Annotated in this window: 18 protein-coding genes; 12 read left to right on the forward strand and 6 right to left on the reverse strand. The window is 38.3% G+C overall.

Going from position 1 to position 19,536, the window contains the following annotated elements:
• Nucleotides 1-121 precede the first annotated feature (121 nt).
• The 5 genes from H2677_RS05145 to proB all read left to right on the forward strand — a co-directional run bounded on the left by H2677_RS05145 (nucleotide 122) and on the right by proB (nucleotide 5,623).
• Entirely contained in the window at nucleotides 122-1,579 is a 1,458-nt protein-coding gene (locus H2677_RS05145) for a glyceraldehyde-3-phosphate dehydrogenase (protein ID WP_004953105.1), read from the forward strand.
• Nucleotides 1,580-1,717: 138 nt separating this feature from the next.
• On the forward strand, nucleotides 1,718-2,461 hold the full coding sequence (locus H2677_RS05150) for a hypothetical protein (protein ID WP_004959703.1): 744 nt from the start codon (nucleotides 1,718-1,720) through the stop codon (nucleotides 2,459-2,461).
• Entirely contained in the window at nucleotides 2,461-3,141 is a 681-nt protein-coding gene (locus tag H2677_RS05155) for a hypothetical protein (RefSeq protein WP_004913418.1), read from the forward strand. Before H2677_RS05150 ends, H2677_RS05155 begins: the two co-directional genes overlap by 1 nt.
• Before the next feature lie 115 nt (nucleotides 3,142-3,256).
• Nucleotides 3,257-4,474 (forward strand): Obg family GTPase CgtA, encoded by a 1,218-nt coding sequence (cgtA, locus tag H2677_RS05160; protein WP_004913416.1) that lies wholly within the window; start codon nucleotides 3,257-3,259, stop codon nucleotides 4,472-4,474.
• 15 nt (nucleotides 4,475-4,489) lie between these two features.
• Nucleotides 4,490-5,623, forward strand: coding sequence for a glutamate 5-kinase (gene proB, locus H2677_RS05165; RefSeq protein ID WP_004913414.1), 1,134 nt, complete (start codon nucleotides 4,490-4,492; stop codon nucleotides 5,621-5,623).
• A 44-nt stretch (nucleotides 5,624-5,667) separates the two neighbouring features.
• On the opposite strand, the gene H2677_RS05170 is transcribed toward proB, so the two are convergent.
• Together H2677_RS05170 and H2677_RS05175 are read right to left on the reverse strand one after the other, a co-directional pair.
• Nucleotides 5,668-6,345 carry an HAD family hydrolase gene (locus H2677_RS05170; protein ID WP_125298370.1) on the reverse strand — a complete coding sequence of 226 codons (678 nt, stop codon included), beginning with the start codon at nucleotides 6,343-6,345 and terminating at the stop codon, nucleotides 5,668-5,670.
• The gene (locus tag H2677_RS05175; protein ID WP_212639282.1) at nucleotides 6,312-7,520 is read right to left on the reverse strand and encodes a DUF1615 domain-containing protein; all 1,209 of its coding nucleotides are present in this window, start codon (nucleotides 7,518-7,520) and stop codon (nucleotides 6,312-6,314) included. The genes H2677_RS05170 and H2677_RS05175 overlap by 34 nt, the downstream gene beginning before the upstream one ends.
• An 82-nt stretch (nucleotides 7,521-7,602) precedes the next feature.
• On the opposite strand from H2677_RS05175, the gene dusB reads away from it, so the two are divergent.
• The gene (dusB, locus tag H2677_RS05180; RefSeq protein WP_212639283.1) at nucleotides 7,603-8,628 is read left to right on the forward strand and encodes a tRNA dihydrouridine synthase DusB; all 1,026 of its coding nucleotides are present in this window, start codon (nucleotides 7,603-7,605) and stop codon (nucleotides 8,626-8,628) included.
• Nucleotides 8,629-8,686: 58 nt separating this feature from the next.
• On the opposite strand, the gene oxyR is transcribed toward dusB, so the two are convergent.
• The 4 genes from oxyR to rubA form a co-directional block, all read right to left on the reverse strand.
• Complete coding sequence (gene oxyR / locus H2677_RS05185) at nucleotides 8,687-9,592, reverse strand: LysR family transcriptional regulator OxyR (protein ID WP_004953118.1); 906 nt, start codon at nucleotides 9,590-9,592, stop codon at nucleotides 8,687-8,689.
• Between the two features lie 6 nt (nucleotides 9,593-9,598).
• The gene (gene estB / locus H2677_RS05190; RefSeq protein WP_004913400.1) at nucleotides 9,599-10,543 is read right to left on the reverse strand and encodes an esterase EstB; all 945 of its coding nucleotides are present in this window, start codon (nucleotides 10,541-10,543) and stop codon (nucleotides 9,599-9,601) included.
• A gap of 89 nt (nucleotides 10,544-10,632) precedes the next feature.
• Nucleotides 10,633-11,814 carry a rubredoxin reductase RubB gene (gene rubB / locus H2677_RS05195; RefSeq protein ID WP_004953119.1) on the reverse strand — a complete coding sequence of 394 codons (1,182 nt, stop codon included), beginning with the start codon at nucleotides 11,812-11,814 and terminating at the stop codon, nucleotides 10,633-10,635.
• Nucleotides 11,815-11,892: 78 nt separating this feature from the next.
• Nucleotides 11,893-12,057, reverse strand: coding sequence for a rubredoxin RubA (rubA, locus tag H2677_RS05200; protein WP_004678010.1), 165 nt, complete (start codon nucleotides 12,055-12,057; stop codon nucleotides 11,893-11,895).
• A 348-nt stretch (nucleotides 12,058-12,405) separates the two neighbouring features.
• Between rubA and H2677_RS05205 the strand changes: the two genes are divergently transcribed.
• The 6 genes from H2677_RS05205 to H2677_RS05230 all read left to right on the forward strand — a co-directional run bounded on the left by H2677_RS05205 (nucleotide 12,406) and on the right by H2677_RS05230 (nucleotide 19,481).
• Complete coding sequence (locus H2677_RS05205; protein WP_099949483.1) at nucleotides 12,406-12,843, forward strand: SRPBCC family protein; 438 nt, start codon at nucleotides 12,406-12,408, stop codon at nucleotides 12,841-12,843.
• 159 nt (nucleotides 12,844-13,002) lie between these two features.
• Nucleotides 13,003-14,529, forward strand: coding sequence for a lysine--tRNA ligase (gene lysS, locus H2677_RS05210; protein ID WP_004953121.1), 1,527 nt, complete (start codon nucleotides 13,003-13,005; stop codon nucleotides 14,527-14,529).
• Between the two features lie 149 nt (nucleotides 14,530-14,678).
• The gene (locus H2677_RS05215) at nucleotides 14,679-16,124 is read left to right on the forward strand and encodes a capsule assembly Wzi family protein (RefSeq protein WP_212639284.1); all 1,446 of its coding nucleotides are present in this window, start codon (nucleotides 14,679-14,681) and stop codon (nucleotides 16,122-16,124) included.
• Between the two features lie 328 nt (nucleotides 16,125-16,452).
• The gene (cysD, locus tag H2677_RS05220) at nucleotides 16,453-17,361 is read left to right on the forward strand and encodes a sulfate adenylyltransferase subunit CysD (protein ID WP_004913386.1); all 909 of its coding nucleotides are present in this window, start codon (nucleotides 16,453-16,455) and stop codon (nucleotides 17,359-17,361) included.
• An 84-nt stretch (nucleotides 17,362-17,445) separates the two neighbouring features.
• Nucleotides 17,446-19,059, forward strand: coding sequence for a sulfate adenylyltransferase subunit CysN (cysN, locus tag H2677_RS05225; protein ID WP_212639285.1), 1,614 nt, complete (start codon nucleotides 17,446-17,448; stop codon nucleotides 19,057-19,059).
• An 80-nt stretch (nucleotides 19,060-19,139) separates the two neighbouring features.
• Nucleotides 19,140-19,481 carry a hypothetical protein gene (locus H2677_RS05230; RefSeq protein WP_212639286.1) on the forward strand — a complete coding sequence of 114 codons (342 nt, stop codon included), beginning with the start codon at nucleotides 19,140-19,142 and terminating at the stop codon, nucleotides 19,479-19,481.
• Nucleotides 19,482-19,536: the final 55 nt, after the last annotated feature.

A 19,536-nucleotide genomic window follows, 5' to 3' on the forward strand; every position in this document is an offset into this window, starting at 1 on the left:
GTCAATTGGGACAAAATCTTAGCCCGATTAGCAGCTTTTGATTCAATATTGATGATAATTCTATTACAATTGTGGCGTTTTAAAATTCACGCCCAGTATATATAAATTAGAGGACGTAACTGTGAGCAAAGAAACTATCATTGCCTTACACGCAGAACACCAAGGTCGTTGGAAAAACCGTGAAGAAATCGCGGAACGTATGATTACCTTAATTGGTCAATTATACCGTGAGAAAAATATTGTTGTTTCTGTTTACGGTCGTTCTTTAATTAACCGTTCAGTGATCCAAATTTTAAAAACTCATCGTCGTACACGTATGTTAGACGTTGAACTTTCAGTTGTTCATACCTTCCCAATCTTGGAAGCGTTGATGAAAGTTGAAAATATTGGTTCTGCAGAAGTTGATATCGGCAAACTTGCTGTTGAATATAAAAACCAAGGTGGTGATGTTGACGCTTTTGTTGCAAACGCTGTTTCTTCAATCCAAGGTAATTCAGAAGCTGCTGAGCCAAAAGATGTTGTACTTTACGGTTTTGGTCGCATTGGCCGTATCTTAGCGCGTTTAATCATCAGTCAATCTGGTTTAGGTCGTGGCTTAAGTTTAAAAGCGATTGTTGTGCGTAAATCATCTGATGGTGACTTATCAAAACGTGCTTCTTTGTTACGTCGTGATTCAATTCACGGTACATTCGACGGCACAATCTCAGTTGATGAAGAAAACGAAGCAATCATTGCAAATGGTCAATTCATCAAGGTGATTTATGCATCAAGCCCAAGCGAAGTAGATTACACAGCTTACGGTATTGATAATGCTCTTCTTATCGACAACACAGGTAAATGGCGTGATGTTGATGGCTTAAGCCAACACTTACAATGCGCTGGCGTTGCTCGTGTTGTGTTGACTGCACCTGGTAAGGGTGACATGAAGAACGTTGTATTTGGTGTGAACCAAGCTGATATCTTAGATGAAGACAAAATCATCTCAGCAGCAAGCTGTACAACGAATGCAATTACACCTGTATTAAAAGTTTTAGATGACAAATACAAAGTATTAAATGGTCATGTTGAAACAGTTCACTCATTCACTAACGACCAGAACTTGATTGATAACTATCACAAGGCTGATCGCCGTGGTCGTGCAGCTACACTAAACATGGTTATTACTGAAACTGGTGCTGCTAAAGCTGTTGCTAAAGCCTTACCAGCACTTAAAGGTAAATTAACTGGTAACTCAGTACGTGTACCTACACCAAACGTTTCTCTTGCGATCTTGAACTTAACGTTAGAGAAAGAAGTAGATCGTGAAGAAGTAAACGAATACATTCGTCAAATTTCGATCAACTCTAATCTACAAGGTCAAATTGGCTATACAAACTCAACTGAGGTTGTATCTAGTGACTTTATCGGTTCTCGTACTGCTGGTGTATTTGATGCGCAAGCAACAATCACTTCTGGTAACCGTTTAACTGCTTATGTTTGGTATGACAACGAAGTGGGTTATAGCTGTCAAGTTTTACGTATTGCTGAACAAATGTGTGGCGTGAGCTATGCAAAAGTTCCTGCTGAAACAAATGCATAATATTTGTTAGCAAAGCTATACAATAAAAGCCCAGTTTAGACTGGGCTTTTTAATTGACTGTACAGAATCTATGCAGATTAAAACATTAAAATAGACGAAAATAATCACAAAGGGATAGGATTAGTTAGGATTACTTCATTGTTGCAGTTTAGACGTTTATTGGCGATATTTGGTCTTATCATTGTTGCAAACCTATGTGGTGTTTATATTGCAATGTGGGTATTTAAACACTTCAATATTTATATACCTTTAAAAGATCAAGATGTTGCGATTGATTTACAAGAACCATTGCAAGTCCGTGTAAAAGTAAAAGATGCACTTAATGTAGATGTTGATGGTCGAGTCAATGCAAAAATCCCAATAGATGAGCAGCTTAATGTTCCTTTAACACAAACACTTACACCAAGAGTTTATTTTGATAATCTCGTACCAATTAGTACAACTATTCCAGTTAAAGAAACGATTCAGGTAAATCAAAATTTACCAATTGATACCAAAGTTCAAGTTAAAATATTAGGTAATGATGTCACGTTGCCATTAAAAGGCACGATTCCATTAAAACTTGCTGTGCCGATAGATATTCAAGTTCCTTTACATCAAAAAGTTCATTTGAAATTTGATGCGCCTGTACGAACAGTGCTTAAAGAAAATCTAAATATTCCTCTAAAAGCACAGCTTGATGCCAATATTCCAATTCAAGGAAAATTAAACGTACCGATTACTTCTGAGTTAAGTGCATCGGTAGATGTGAAAAATACACTTCCTGTAAAAATTGCAGACGGTGAGTTGAAAATTCCACTATCTACAATGTATTTAGATCGTGTGAAAACTCAACCTGTTGATGAGCCTGCATCACCTCATGACGTTAAAATAGGTGAGTAATGGATATCACCAAATCACTTAAAAGTTTATTGATCAGTTTTGTGATTCTCACTACGTTAGTGGCGATTTTATTTTGGTTTTATCTGAATATTCAGGCATCTTTGATTGTATCGGCTGAACAAGCTGATATTCGATTGCCTGAATCTTTAGGAACCAAAATTCAGGTAGGGGAACATTTACGAGTTCGGTCTGAAGGTCAATTACAAACTACTTTAGATATTGATCGCACATTGCAATTGCCGTTAAAAGGAAAATATTTAGCGGATTTGAGTTTTGAAGTTGAAACACCAATTACAGTCAACATTAATTATCAAACGATGTTGAAAGTGGATGAACTTATGCCTATTGAAACATCCACTGATTTAATTTATCAAAATAAATTATTGCCTAAATTTCCACTCAAATTGAATGTGCCAGTTAAGTTAGACATACCATTTGAATTAAAGCGGACATATACCATTCCAGTTAAAATTGTGTTTGATGGTCCCGTTCATTTTGGATTCGATGAATCGGTTACACTTCCTGTAAAACATCAATTTAAGCCAAGCTTTTATATGAATGATGCTATCAATATGAGTAATATTTCCTCATTCAACGCAATCATGTATAACTCAGTGCAAGATACAAAAGCGAATTTAGATATGAAAATGGATTTGCCATTGAAGAATGTAAAGCCTTAAAGGTAACAAAAAACTCTTTTTTAGCGTTTGATATGCATTTGCTGATTATTCTATTCGAGAAATTTATTAAAATGTGGCAAAATAGTCCGCTTTTAAGATTTTAGAGGATTGGCACATGCGCTTTGTTGATGAAGCAGTCATAACCGTAGAGGCTGGCGACGGTGGCAATGGCGTAGCCAGTTTTCGCCGTGAAAAATTTGTCCCTTTTGGTGGCCCTGATGGGGGCGATGGGGGACGTGGCGGAAGTATATATATTCAAGCCGATGATGATACCAGCACCCTAGTTGATTATCGTTACACACGACGTTTCCGTGCTGAACGTGGTAAGAATGGTTCAGGTGCGAACTGTTCAGGTCGTGGTGGCGAAGACATTATTTTAAAAGTACCTGTTGGTACAACAATTGTAGATACCGAGTCAGGCGACATCATTGGTGATTTAGTTGCTGACGGTCAACGTGTAAAAGTGGCAAACGGTGGCGATGGTGGTTTGGGAAATACTCACTTCAAATCATCTACCAATCGTTCACCACGTAAATGTACACACGGGATCAAAGGTGAGTACCGTGAAGTTCGTCTAGAATTGAAAGTTTTAGCAGATGTAGGTTTGCTCGGTATGCCGAATGCTGGTAAATCGACATTTATTCGTGCTGTAAGTGCGGCAAAACCAAAAGTTGCTGACTATCCATTTACAACGATGGTTCCGAATCTTGGTGTTGTAGATGCAGATCGTCATCGTTCATTTGTTATGGCTGATATTCCTGGATTAATCGAAGGTGCAGCTGAAGGTGCAGGGTTAGGGATTCGCTTCTTAAAGCACTTGGCACGTACACGTATTCTTCTGCATATTGTTGATGTACAACCAATTGATGGTTCAGATCCAGCTTATAATGCACGTGCAATTTTAGCTGAATTAGAAAAATTCTCTCCGACATTAGCAAAACTTCCGATTGTTCTTGTATTAAATAAACTTGATCAACTTCCTGAAGAATCGAGAGATGAGTGGTGTCAGCACATTCTAGATGAATTGCAGTGGACTGGTCCTGTATTTAAAACTTCTGGTTTGATGGCAGAAGGTACTAAGGAAGTTGTTTATTACTTAATGGATCAAATCGAGCAACAACGTGAGCGTGAAGTTGAAGATCCAGAGTACGCTGCAGAAATTAAAGCATTACGTGAACAGCTTGAAGCTGAAACGCGTGAACAAACCATCGCAGCAAAAGAAGCATATCGTGCTATGCGTAAAGCTCAGCGTGAAGCTGACTTGGACGATGATGAAGATTTTGATGATGATGAAGATGAAGGCGGCGTAGAAAGTATCTACGTTCGTGATTAGTGAACCGAGGATAAAATGATAGAAGTGGTCGATGGGCAACGTCAGCTCAATGCGTGTAAACGAATCGTTGTTAAAATCGGATCATCTCTACTCACTGCAAATGGTCAAGGTTTAGATCTGAATGCGATCTCCCACTGGGCGAAGCAAATTGCTGATCTACACAATGCTGGACACGAGATTATACTTGTGTCTTCAGGAGCAGTTGCAGAAGGGATGGTACGCATGAAGCTTGCGAGTCGACCCACTGATCTACCCAGTCTGCAGGCTTGCGCTGCAATTGGTCAAATGGGACTGATTCATACATGGTCTAGCGTACTTGATCAGCATGGTATCCAAACTGCACAAGTACTCCTTACACATGATGATCTAGCTGACAGACGTCGCTATTTAAACTCATGTGATGCTCTACAGAATTTAATCGATTGGCGAGTCATTCCTGTAATTAATGAGAATGATACAGTATCAACTGACGAAATTCGTTTTGGTGATAATGATACTTTAGCAGCAATGGTTGCGGGGCAAGTTCAGGCTGAATTGTTGATTATTTTGACTGATCAACAAGGGATGTTTGATTCAGATCCACGCAGTAACCCTAATGCTAAATTATTCTCATCTGTTCGTGCATTAGATGACACGCTGTTTGAAATGGCAGGCGGTGGCGGCGTACTTGGTCGTGGTGGTATGGTTACCAAGGTTCGTGCAGCTCGCCTTGCTGCAAAGTCTGGTTGTCCAACTTTAATTGCCAGTGGTGAAAGTGAAAATGTACTTGCTCGTTTGATGGCGGGTGAAATGTTGGGCACTTTATTTACGACTGATAATGACCGTGTCACAGCACATCAGCAATGGTTGGCTGCGCATTTGCAAACAGCGGGTCGTTTAGTTATAGATGACGGTGCAGTTGAAGCGATCAAACTTAAACATCGTAGTTTATTACCTGTAGGTGTCAAGGCGATAGAAGGGCATTTTGATCGCGGTGATGTTGTTGAATGTGTAGATAAGAGTGGCGCTAGAATTGCCGTTGGTCGTGTGAATTTTAGTTCGCGCTCAGCTGAAATGGTTAAGGGACTGTCTTCTGAAAAAGTCTACCAAGTACTTGGTGAAGCACGTTCACTAGAAATGATCCATCGTGATCACATGGCGATTTATTAATTTATTTTGCTGTATAAAAAAGCTCGCTTCAAGCGGGCCTTTTTTTATATTTGTTTAACATTCTTCCATATGTCATGGTCTTTAGAATCATCGACTTTTGGTAATGGCTTATCTTCGCCAACCATATAGGTAAAATCAGCAATAGATAGCATTTCTAAGTCTTCTTCACTGTTACCATACGCATAAATATGTTGATAATTAGAGAGATTATATTGATCCAATATACGTCGTTTCTTCTGCTCTCGACTACAATCTTCTGACTGATAAAAACCAGTTAAATGACCATTTTGTATTTCAGTTACTGTACAAATAAGTTCGATATTTAAAAATTTACAAACATATTTAAGGTATAAATCAATTGAAGCTGAAACCAGCACAATATCATCGCCACGTTGTTGATGTTTATGCAATTGTTTCATTAAATTTGAATCAAGTTTTTTAATTATTTTTTTTGCATAATCTTGTGAGAGTTGATCTACAAAATCGACGGGAATATCTTTGAACATGCTTTGATAAAGTTTTGGTCTCATTGCATGTGCTGGATATAAATTTAAATAATAGGCTTGAATCCATGGCAGAATTTTCAAGCCATTTTTTACAATATGTCGTTTTGAAAGGGTGTAAAAGATAAACCCAGTAAAACTATCTTTGGGATATAAAGTCCCGTCAAAATCAAAGAGTGCAAGATTTATAGTTTGATTCTTTTTGCTTTTTGCATGCATTGCTCATAACGCCCGTTAACACGACTTGCAAACCAATTTGTGTTGTAATCACGACTCAATTTAGGCCCTGAAATGACCACTTGAGGCATGACAGCATACATTGGTTCTTTGTTGGTTTTCTTTTGATAAAGTTTTTGAACAGCTAAGTAAGTTTGAGTATCTTCAAATTTTTTCTCTTTTTCTTTTTTCAGATCGGCACGAATTTGTCGTGGAGTTACCAATACATTATTTTGAGCAAAAACAGCAATTAATTCTTTTTCAGTTTGGCTTTGTGTGGATTTTACATCACCGTCTTTATTGTATAGGAGTAAGTCACCATCTAAACTAATATCAGCTTCTGTTAATGCACCTAGCATTTTTTGGAAAGCAGCATTACGGCTCGAATACATCCCAGAATTATAATCTGCAAAACGATAAATTGCTTCATCATAATCAGCAGGGTATTCCATTAAACGATGAATACCGTAGTATAGACCACCATACTGAGTGTAAAGATCATTGCGTAACTCGGCTATGCCTCCAGCTTTACGTTTATGTTCTTTGGCATAATTGATATGTACTTGCATTGAGCCTAATGTGGTGATTGGATTTAACTTCTCACCAATGTCTTGCCCAACCAGTTTGGCTGCGCCTGTTAATGCACTCACATGATAATGTTGAGCCATGTAATCGAAAATTTCTCGATAGAGTAAGTCTAATTCGCGTTCAGTTTGTACTTTACGCATCTGGCTCATATAGTTGTTTTCTGGTGAAGGTTGGTTTTTGAGTACATCTTCAAAATAACCAGCGACTGTGCCACCAATTTTTTCGCCAAGTTTTGCTTCGAACTTTTCTTTTAGTCTTGAGTTAATTTCCTCAACCGCTTTTGCACCTAATCCAGGTACTGTAGGGTCAGCAACAAAGTTCGATTCTTGATCGACTACAGCGACAATACTACATACATTTTGCTTGGTTTTAGGAATGCTTAGCTCTTGCATAATATCGAAAATATCTTGAGACCAAGATTCACGATCATTTACACGTGCAGGAATGACCTTTCTGATTTGATCAGCCTCCATCTCAGGATCTTTGTCACTTGACCACCAAGCATTATCACCACAAGCGGCTAAGCTTATGCATGCAGTTAAGATGCTAATAGTTTTGAAAAAGGGACGGGTCGAAGTCGATTTATTCATAATCAGTGCAACACCGCATAAAAAGATGAGCTGAATGGGCGAATGAAGTATACTATGTTGATCAGAATTTGTAAGAAAATATATGTATATTGGTCCATATCAACTGTCAAATAATTTGATTGTCGCACCTATGGCGGGTGTAACCGATAGGCCGTTCAGAACCTTATGTAAATACTTTGGTGCAGGTCATGCGGTTAGTGAAATGATGACCGCTGATAAAACGCTTCGCATGAGCAAAAAAAGTTTGTACAGAGCTAATTTTGACGGTGAACTTGCTCCAATTTCAGCACAAATAGCTGGCTCTGATCCAGAGCAACTTGCTGAAGCTGCACGATATCAGGTTGCGAATGGTGCGCAAATCGTTGACATTAATATGGGATGTCCTGCGAAAAAAGTATGTAATAAACTCGCGGGTTCGGCTTTACTGCAAGATGAAGATCTCGTGGCAAGGATTTTAGATGCTGTCGTTGCAGCAGTGGATGTACCTGTAACTTTAAAAACACGCCTTGGCTTTTTAAATGGTGAGGAAAATATTCTTCGTGTCGCGAAGCGTGCCGAGGATTCAGGTATAGCAGCTTTAGCTTTACATGGTCGTACACGTGAAGATATGTATTTAAATACTGCTCGCTATGAACTAATTCGTGAAGTTAAAGACAACATAAATATTCCCTTGATTGCGAATGGCGATATCGATAGTCCTGAAAAGGCAAAATATGTCTTAGATTATACTGGTGCTGATGCTGTTATGATCGGGCGTGCTGCTCAGGGACGACCATGGATTTTTAGAGAAATTGCGCATTATCTTGAGACAGGGGAACACTTGGCGGCACCAGAAATTGTAGAAGTGAAACAAGTTTTAATGGGGCATTTAGCCGAACTATATCAATTTTATGGTGAATACTCTGGATGCCGCATAGCCCGTAAACATATTGCTTGGTATACGAAAGGTTTACGCTCTAGCAACGAATTTCGTCAAAACATGTATAAAGTTGAAAATACAGCTGATCAAGCCAAAGTGGTTGAATCTTATTTTGACCAATTATTAGATCAAGGTCGACGCATGAGTGATGTACAGGTTGAGCAAGTAAATTTATTGGAAATAAAATAGAATTTTTTACTGTTTTTCTTTAAAAAATGCCTGTAATTCATATTACAGGCATTTTATTTCATTCTAGATGCGCAGTGATTTTCTTCAAAATCTGAAAAATCACATCGAACTCGCTTTGTAGTGGAGTACTTTTGCGAGTCACTAAAGCGAGTGTGCGGCTTGGGGCATCACCGATCGATTTGACAGCAATTTCTTCATTAAAGTGAATCATACTGTTCTTCAAAGCAATCTCAGGTAATAAAGTAAAACCTAAATCAGAAGACACCATTTCAACAAGCGTTGGTAGTGAACTCGCTTTTAAACGGTGATCATTTTTACGTTCGCCGACTGGGCAAGCACTCAGTGTATGATCACGTAAACAATGTCCTTCTTCTAAAAGCATGAGACGTGTTAAATCTAAATCATCTAATGAAGTTGCTTCAGCTGCATTCTTATCTTTTTTATTGTAAACAACAAATAAGTTTTCTTTAGCGATTTCAGCAACTTTTAAACCACGAGTATCGAATGGCAAAGCAAGAACGATCATATCTAAATTGCCGTGTTCTAATTTTTCGACAATTTTCTCACTTTGTGCTTCATGTAGATGAAGTTGTATTTTAGGAAGTTGACGATGAACTTCATCTAAAAGTTGCGTCAAGATAAAAGGTGCGATTGTAGGAATAATTCCAAGATGCAAATCACCTGTTAATGGTTCGCTCATTTCTCTGCTTAGGCGCATCAAATCTTGTGCATCAGCTAGTAATACACGCGCACGGGCAACAACCTGTTCACCTAGAGGAGTCAAACGGACGTTTTGACGATCACGCTCAACTAAGACGCCACCTAAAAGACGCTCCAATTCCATAATGCCACCCGATAATGTTGATTGGGTAACAAATGATCGACGAGCTGCTTCAGTAAAATGTAAAGTTTCTGACAACGTAACTAAATATGATAGCTGTCTTAATGAGGGTAATGCAGCCATAGTGTCCTAGTGTGATGATTTAAAGTGATGTGCAAACAAACCACTAAGTTGAGGAATGAAATGTGCAGGAATATCATGCCCCATTCCATGAATTAATTCAAACTTAGCACCAGAAATCGCTTTTGCAACCGCTTTCCCATGACTTGGCGGTAATAAGCGATCTTTTGAACCGTGTACCACTAATGTTGGTTGATTAATAGTCTTATTAAGTGGCAGCAATGAACCTGTACATAATATTGCTAAAAATTGTTGAAGTACACCCGCTGGGTAGAAACTACGACGATATAATTTACGAATAGTCTGAATTGCTTCTACTTGGTTAACGTATCCAGGAGAGCCGATAATATGAAATACTTTTAAACTATGATTGACGATCGCATCTTCATCATGAGCTTCAGGTTTTCCAATTAAGCTAAAAAGCTGTTTTGGAAAAGGTGGTGGTAAAAACGGCTGATTATTACTTGTAAATAAAAGGCCGATTTTCTCAACTTTTTCTGGATATTTAGCTGCTACGATTTGTGAAATCATGCCACCCATAGAGGCACCGATAATATAGGTTTTTTCTAAACCTAGCTGATCTATTAGCATAGCCACATCATCAGCCATATCATAAAGCGTGTAGGGCGCACCTTCATTGGTTAATCCGACCATGAATCGACTCATGAGTTTCATGGTATTCAGCCGTTGTCCTTTATGACGAACTTTTGAAGATAAACCAATATCACGATTATCGAATCGAATAACACGAAATCCTTGATCAATTAGGGATTTGCAAAAAAAATCTGGCCAAAACAGCATTTGCGCGCCTAAACCCATCACCAACAAAATTGTTGGATGCTCAGGATTTCCCCCAACTTCAACATGTAACTCAATGCCATTACCCAAAGTAACTTTGGTTTCTTGCATAAATGGAGCATAAGGAGAGACATTAAATTGAAGTGCGCTGTTCATGGTATTCATTCCAAGTTGAATTGTTTTTATCTATTTTCGGAAGAGAGTTTACTGGAACCCATTTCTCAATAAACTCTCTTATTTAAACCTTAAGCTTGAGCAGGAATCAAGTCCGGTACGAGTTTAGTTAAAGTTAAACGCTGTTTACCAGCAGTTGCACCTAATAAAACAAAACCTCTTAATGTCCCTTCAGCATCAGTTGCTTTAGCAAGCATACCATCATCAAACTCTTCAGTTTCCCAATTTACTTCAACATCAATTGGTGCAGGTAAAACAGTAAGAGGTGCAGCTGGTGTTTTTACCGCAACTGGCATAGCAGGATAATGAACATTTGTGCTTTGACCGCTTAAAGTTTTTGCTAATGCACGTGCCTGTTGCATGATTGGCATGACGTATGGAAGCAAAGTCCCATTTACTTCAGCACAGTCACCTACTGCATAGATGTCAGCTTGATTAGTTTCTAGTAGTGTATTTGTGATAATACCTCGACTAGTTTGAATATCGGCAGCTTTGGCTAAAGCAGTGTTTGGTTGTAAACCGATAGCAGAAAGAACAATATCTGCAACCAAAGTTTGTCCATTCGCCAAAGTCACAGCGTAGTCTTCACCATCATTAATTTTGGTAACTTTCTCAACTGTAGTTGAAAGTGCAAATTTAATCCCAGCTTCTTCTAAGTTAGTTTTAAATGCTTCAGCAACATGAGTCGGTAATAAGCGTCCAAGTGGTTGAGGTGCTAAATCAATGACGGTAACGTCATAGTTGCTATGCAATAAGTCATTCGCAAATTCACAGCCAATCAATCCAGCTCCGAGAATCACAACGCGTTTGTCTTTGCGTTTTGCTAGATTTTCACGGAATACACTATAGTCAACCAATGAGTTGACCACGTGAATATCTTCACTACCATCGCCCGCAATTGCTAAACGAATCGGATTTGCACCCACTGCAAGAACTAATTTTGAATAGGCTTGTTTGAAAATCTCACCATTTTTTTCTAACGTGATTTCATGGTTTTCAGGATGAATTTCTTTTACCAAAGTTGCCGCTTCAATACGCATATTGAGTTGGGCTGCCATTTTAGCAGCATCACCTAGAGCAATTTGTTCAGGTGCTTTATTACCTGCAAAAGCATTGGATAATGTTGGTTTAGCATAGTTTACCGCATCATCCGCGCAGATCATCATGAGTTCTTGTTCAGGACTCAGTTTACGGAATTCTCGTGCAACAGTATAACCAGCCATGCCTGATCCGATGATGACGATAGGATGCATTACATTCTCCAATTTTTTTAATTTAAAAATAAAACATAAGAAAAAAAGACCATGATGATCATGGTCTTTTAGTTCTATTTAGATTTCAACCATTTCAAAATCAGCTTTTGAAACGCCGCAATCTGGGCAAGTCCAATCATCTGGGATGTCTTCCCATTTTGTCCCTGCTGCAATGCCGTCTTGTGGCCAGCCTTCTGCTTCGTCATAAATCCAACCACAAACGATACATTGATATTTTTTCATGTGACTCTCCAAACTGATAGGTATGCTCAAATTGCCTTTCAGTAAAACTATTCCATAATGTCGTTACGATCGCTGCAATAGAACTAACTTGTGTTGATCGGGAGTTAGATTTTTACGCAGAACGACATTTAAGTAAAGTAAATGCAAGAGTTTAATCATTTATGTAAAAAGTGGTATGGCAATTTGGGCCGAAAGTCTTGTTATTTGAGCAATTGCTCTAATTATTTCTATATCGAGGACTTTATTATTTGCTGAAAATAATGAAACGTATAAGTTTGGTTTGAATAAAAAACATACATTTGAAAATCAGTTATGATGAATTATCACAATAATAAGGACGTTATATTTATGAAAACGCTGAGTTACAACATTAAAATTTATGCGACCCCTGAAAGAGTCTGGGACATATTATGGGGAACTGAAACCTATAATGTTTGGACAAAATTCTTTTCTTGTGATTCCCAAATGAAGTCTGATTGGAAAGTGAGTGGTAAAACCTATTTTACTGATGGCGATGGAAATGGGATGGTATCGACAATAGAACGAATAGATGAGCCGAATGAAATTGTTTTCAAGCACCTCGGGATGATTAAAGATGGTCAAGAGGATTTTGATAGTGAGGATGTGAAAGCTTGGGCTGGCTCTTTAGAAAAATATTTGTTGGTTGATTACAATGGAGAAACGCAACTTCATGTAGAAGTCGATATTCAACCTGAATACGAAGAGATGATGAATAATGGCTTTGATCAAGGATTGGCGATGGTTAAACATTTAGCAGAAAAATGAGTCTAATTCGGCTTGGGTTTTTGTTCTAAATTTGCAAAGTATCAGTTTGAAAATTTTATAAAATCTTCATTTTTTTGAATTGTCTGGTTGAAACAATACGAAAATGGGTTGTGATCTGCTATTCTATGTCACTTCATTTTTTACTTAATCGAGGCAGAGATGACGCAACAAAACGCTCAATCGACTTCTGAACAGACACTTTCCGAAAACGATTTAATCGCACAGCGTCATGCCAAATTAAAGCAAATCCAAGATACTGCCAAACAAACTGGCAAAAGCCCTTGGCCAAACACATTTAAACGTGAGCACTATGCTGCTGATTTGCAAGAGCAATTTAAAGATTTAGATAAAGCGCAAATTGAAGGCGGTGAAAAGGTTTATGTAAAAGTTGCTGGTCGTGTCATGCTCAACCGTGGATCATTTATGGTGATTCAGGATATGACTGGCCGTATCCAACTTTATGTTGATCGTAAAGGTTTAGCTGCTGATATTTTAGAAACAATAAAAAGTTTAGACCTTGGCGATATTATTGCAGCAGAAGGTTATATTGGTCGTTCAGGTAAGGGTGACTTATATGTGCATCTTGAAGGTTTTGAATTACTAACCAAATCATTACGCCCATTACCAGATAAATTCCACGGTTTAACTGACACCGAGGCAAAATACCGTAAACGTTATTTAGATCTTATTGTCAACGAAGAAACAAGAAAAACATTTGAAATTCGTGCCAAAGTTGTTGCAGGTATTCGTGCATTTTTAACCAATGAGCGTTTCATGGAAGTTGAAACGCCAATGATGCATGTTATTCCTGGTGGCGCATCTGCAAAACCATTTGTAACACACCACAACGCTTTAGATATGGAGCTTTATTTACGTATTGCGCCTGAGCTTTACTTAAAACGTTTAGTGGTAGGTGGTTTTGAACGTGTATTTGAAATCAACCGTAATTTCCGTAACGAAGGTGTTTCGACTCGTCATAATCCTGAATTTACGATGATTGAGTTCTACCAAGCATATGCAGATTATAAAGATCTGATGGCATTGACTGAGAATATGCTTGAGAAACTTGCAATCGACATCTTGGGTACAACAGATGTACCTTATGGTGAAGAAGTATATAGCTTTAAAGGTCCATTCAAGAAAATCTCAATGTTTGATGCGATTCTTGAACACAATCCAGATTTCACACCTGAAAATGTAAATGACCGTGATTTCTTGGCTAAGTTTACTCAAGAAGTATTAAAAGAGCAGGTTAAGCCAGGCTTTGGTTTAGGTAAGTTACAAACCATCGTGTTTGAAGAAACAGTTGAAACTAAGCTGCGTCAGCCAACATTTATCACCGAATATCCTGCTGAAACCTCTCCACTTGCACGTCGTAATGATGATAATCCACATATTACTGATCGTTTCGAGTTTTTCATCGGTGGACGTGAGCTCGCAAATGGTTTCTCGGAATTAAATGATCCAATCGATCAAGCAGAGCGTTTCCAAGCCCAAGTTGCTGAGAAAGATGCTGGTGATGATGAGGCAATGCATTACGATGCGGACTTTATTGAAGCGCTAGAATACGGTTTACCGCCAACAGCAGGTGAAGGTATTGGTATTGATCGTTTAGTTATGTTGTTTGCGAATGCCCCAAGTATTCGTGATGTGCTTTTATTCCCGCATATGCGTCGTAAAGACTAAACATTTGACTGATTAATAAAAGAAGCCACTCTTAAGAGTGGCTTCTTTGTTTTCTGCGTTAAGAAATGTAATTGTTTGGTTAGAGGATTGAAATGTGTCTCTAAAAAAACGATGATGTGCTCATAAATAAACTTGAGAACAGTTTGGACATGTTTCTAAAAAAATCGCTTTCTATAGCATTATTTGCCTCGTTTTCATCGACTATTTTTGCGCAAGGCTTAGTGCTCAACGATGAAAATTTACGTACTGATCTAAATTGGTTAAATCAGCAAGGCGTCATTCAAATCAGTACATCTACATGGCCCTTAAGTGGTGATGAAATTCAAAGAGCGTTGTCACAAGCGAAAGTGACTAATAATACACAGCAAAAAGTTGTGAACTCTGTGATAAATACTTTGCAGGCAGACAATGCAACTGTAAAAGTGGGTTTGCATGCTGGTACGGATTTAAAGACAGTTCCTCAAGCATTTGGTGATAACCAAAAATCTCAATATCAAATCGCAGCTGAGTTGAATGCTGGTGGTGACAATTGGGATGCTAAACTTCGTGTAAATGGTGAAAAAGATCCATTAATTGATAATGGAAATGATGCAAATGTAGAGGGTTCTTATATAGCTGGTAAGCTTTGGAATCAATGGGTTATTGCAGGTCAAATTCCAACTTATTGGGGACCAGGTCATGATGGTAGCTTAATTCGTGGCGATGCAAGTCGTCCTGTATATGGTGTGACTGTACAACGTGCAGTTCAAGATGCTTTTGAAACAAAATGGTTGTCTTGGATTGGACCTTGGCAATATCAGGCTTTTGCAGGTCAATTAGATGACTATAAAGCTATACCAGACGCAAAACTGATTGGATTACGTTTAACTGCTCGTCCTTTTCCTGCTTTAGAGCTAGGAGCTTCAAGAGCGATTCAATGGGGTGGAGAAGGACGACCAGAGAGTCTAAGCTCATTATTGGATGCTTGGACAGGTAGTAAAGACAATGGAGGAACTGGCGAGGCTGATCCTTCTAACCAAATTGCAGGATTCGATGGTCGATTATTTTTGCAACCTCTATTTAATGTGCCTGTAAGTTTATATACACAGTTTGTTGGTGAAGATGAAGCAGGTGGACTACCAGCAAAATATATGTACTTAGGCGGTGCAGATTTCTCTTCTAGCTATAAAAATATGCCATATCAACTTTATGCTGAATGGGCTGACACACGTACAAATGGCGAAGTAAGAAAAATTTCTTACAACCATTCAATATATAAAGATGGCTATTATCAACATGGTTTCCCATTAGGTCATGCAATGGGTGGCGATGGACAAATGTACTCAGTCGGCGGTGATATTCGTTTTGATGTAATGAATCGCTTAAGTGGGCGTGCGATCTATGCCAAAGTGAATCAGTCTAATTTGACGATTAATGCTGCATTTCCAAAAGATGATACTGTGAAAGGTTTAGACTTGACTTGGACACACTATTTAAAGCCAACAATCCCACTTAAGATTAATGGTTGGTTGAGTGATTCAGATTTAAATGGCAATGATGGTGGTGTTTCTGTAGGTGTTGAAATTCCATTAGAACGTAACATGTTCCGTTTCTAATTTTAAACATCATAATCCCAAGAAAAGAAGCTGAAACAGGCTTCTTTTCTTACTTTAGAATTAAAATAGATGGTTTCACTTTTATAATGAAGTTATATATTCATATCATAATTTTGCATATTGATATGAAAAAACAAGCTAAAGAACTCTCTCTAAATTATTATAATGAATAAACCTTACTAGATCATTAATTAAGTTCTGGTAATAACATCGATATCACGAAAAATTGGAGTTGTTATGATACTCGTTCCTCCACACGGTCTTCCAAGTGGTGGTGTAAGACCGCTTATAGATTTTATGGGTAGCATGAATAAAGGAGGAAGTGTACATGACTGAGAATAGATTAACTCACCTCAAACAGCTTGAGGCTGAAAGTATTCACATCATTCGTGAAGTTGCTGCTGAGTTTGAAAACCCTGTGATGCTTTACTCGATTGGTAAAGATTCGGCGGTTATGCTTCATCTAGCATTAAAAGCTTTCTATCCAGCAAAACTCCCATTCCCATTACTACATGTAGATACGGGTTGGAAATTTAAAGACATGATTGCTTTTCGCGATAACATGGCGAAAACACATGGCTTTGATTTGATTGTTCATCAGAACAAAGAAGGACGTGATGCTGGGATTAACCCATTTGATCACGGTAGTTCAAAATATACGGATATCATGAAAACTCAGGGCTTAAAACAAGCCTTGGATAAATACCAGTTTGATGCTGCCTTTGGTGGAGCACGTCGTGATGAAGAGAAATCACGTGCGAAAGAACGTGTTTATTCATTCCGTGATACGAAACACCGTTGGGATCCTAAAAATCAACGTCCAGAACTTTGGAATCTTTACAACGGTAAAGTAAACAAAGGGGAAAGCATTCGTGTATTCCCATTATCTAACTGGACTGAGTTAGATATTTGGCAATATATCTATCTAGAAAACATTCAAATTGTTCCTCTTTATTTCTCAGCTGTTCGCCCAGTTGTAGAGCGTAGTGGTACGTTGATCATGGTAGATGATGAGCGTATGCGTTTAAAAGAGGGTGAAGTTCCACAAATGAAATCGGTGCGTTTCCGTACATTAGGCTGTTATCCATTAACAGGTGCAGTCGAATCGGAAGCAGATACCTTGCCTGAAATTATTCAGGAAATGCTTTTGGCCACTAGTTCAGAACGCCAAGGTCGAATGATTGACCATGATGAAGCTGGCTCGATGGAAAAGAAAAAGCAGGAAGGTTACTTCTAATTTCCTAAAGTAAATCTCTCTCTTAAAAAGAGGGATTTAGGGAGATTAAAAATGATTTCTAAAGAATATGTGGAGTTTTGAGCAATGTCTCATCAATCAGATCTTATTAGCCAAGACATCTTGGCGTATTTAAAACAGCATGAAAATAAAGACCTGCTACGCTTTTTGACTTGCGGTAACGTGGATGATGGTAAATCAACGCTTATTGGTCGTTTACTTTACGATTCAAAGTTGATCTATGAAGATCAATTGCAAGCAGTTACTCGAGACAGTAAAAAAGTAGGTACAACGGGTGATGCACCTGACCTTGCACTTCTTGTAGATGGTCTACAAGCTGAACGTGAACAAGGTATTACTATTGATGTTGCGTATCGTTATTTCTCAACTGAGAAACGTAAGTTCATCATCGCGGATACACCAGGGCATGAGCAATATACGCGCAACATGGCGACTGGTGCTTCAACTGCTGACCTTGCAATCATTTTGATTGATGCGCGATATGGTGTTCAAACACAAACACGTCGTCATACCTTTATCGCAAGTTTGCTTGGTATTAAAAATATCGTAGTTGCGATCAATAAAATGGATTTGGTTGAGTTTTCTGAAACTCGATTCAATGAAATTCAAGTTGAATATGATGCGTTTGTAAATCAGTTAGGCAACCGTCGTCCAGAAAATATCGTCTTTGTTCCAATTTCAGCACTCAATGGCGATAATGTTGTAAATCCATCTGTAAGTACACCTTGGTACAAAGGTCAAACACTGATGGATATTCTTGAATCAGTGGAAATCAAACGTGAATCGAATAAACATGAATTCCGTTTCCCTGTTCAATATGTGAATCGTCCAAACCTTGATTTCCGTGGTTTTGCAGGAACGATTGCGCTTGGTGAAATCAAAGTAGGCGATGAAATCGTAGCACTACCGTCAGGTAAGAAATCAACAGTTAAAGAAATTGTGACTTTTGATGGAAATCTTGAAAGCGCAGCTGCTGGTCAAGCAGTGACACTTACATTGAATGATGAAATTGATATTTCACGTGGTAATGTATTGGTTCGTGCAGGCGAGCAACCTTTAATTTCACGTAGCGTTCGTGCTTCAGTTGTTTGGATGACTGAACATCCTTTAGTTAAAGGCAAACTTTATAACGTGAAGATTGGTACACAAACTGTACCAGCTAAAGTTACAGCGATTAATTTCCGAGTTAATGTCAATACACTTGAACATACACAAGTTGAAGAGCTTGAGTTGAATGCAATTGCTGATGTGGTTATTGAGTTTGATGCGCCAGTTGTATTTGATCAATACCAAGACAGTCGTTATACAGGTTCATTTATCTTTATTGACCGTTTAAGCAACGTTACGGTTGGTGCAGGTATGGTTGAAGCTGCTGTTGAGTGGACTGCGCATAGCAATCCAGTTACTGCAGAAGATCGAGCTGCTCGTTTAGGTCAGAAACCCGCGGTGATAGGTATTTCTGCACAGTTAGTCGAGAAAGCTCAAGCTTTAGAGAGCTTGTTGATTCAGCAAGGTGTGGTCGCGATTGCGAAAGCCAATTTAACGGCTGAGCAAATTGCACTGTTACGTGAAACAGGTGTGGTGGTAATCACTACAGCAGTTGAAGGTACAGATACTGATATTACGGCTGAAACTGTTGAAGAAGCTGCTGAAAAAATAGTGGAATTGGTTCGCCTGTAATTGCTTAGCTTGATTTAACACGAAAACCCGTTTTTATAAGAAAGCGGGTTTTTTAATTTGATATTTGGGAAATAATTTTAATGAAGTTGGAAACTAATAATGAAAATGCGGAATTTTATCTTGCTTCATTGGCTTTAGGTCTTTTAGAAGGGATGAAACAAGGTGTTATTCATCCTGAGGTGGGAATATGGTCTTTGGCGAGACCGAGTTTTTCTAATGAAATTTTAAAATCTCCAATTATTTCTAATGATTTAAAGTATGTGATTGAATGTATGGATGAAATTGATATTTGGATTAGCTTTGAGAATGGTAAAGTAAAGCAACAAAAAATGATTAATGAATTGAAAGAGAAATGTATTGCTTGTTTAAAAAAAATCAAAAAAAAACGAGATTGGTATGCAGATTGTTGCTTCAATGATTGAGTGTGATAAGAATTGGAAATGAAAAATTGATTATTGAGTGGAAAACCTCTGCTTT

Source organism: Acinetobacter junii, from assembly GCF_018336855.1.
In the GTDB taxonomy this organism is placed as follows: domain Bacteria; phylum Pseudomonadota; class Gammaproteobacteria; order Pseudomonadales; family Moraxellaceae; genus Acinetobacter; species Acinetobacter junii.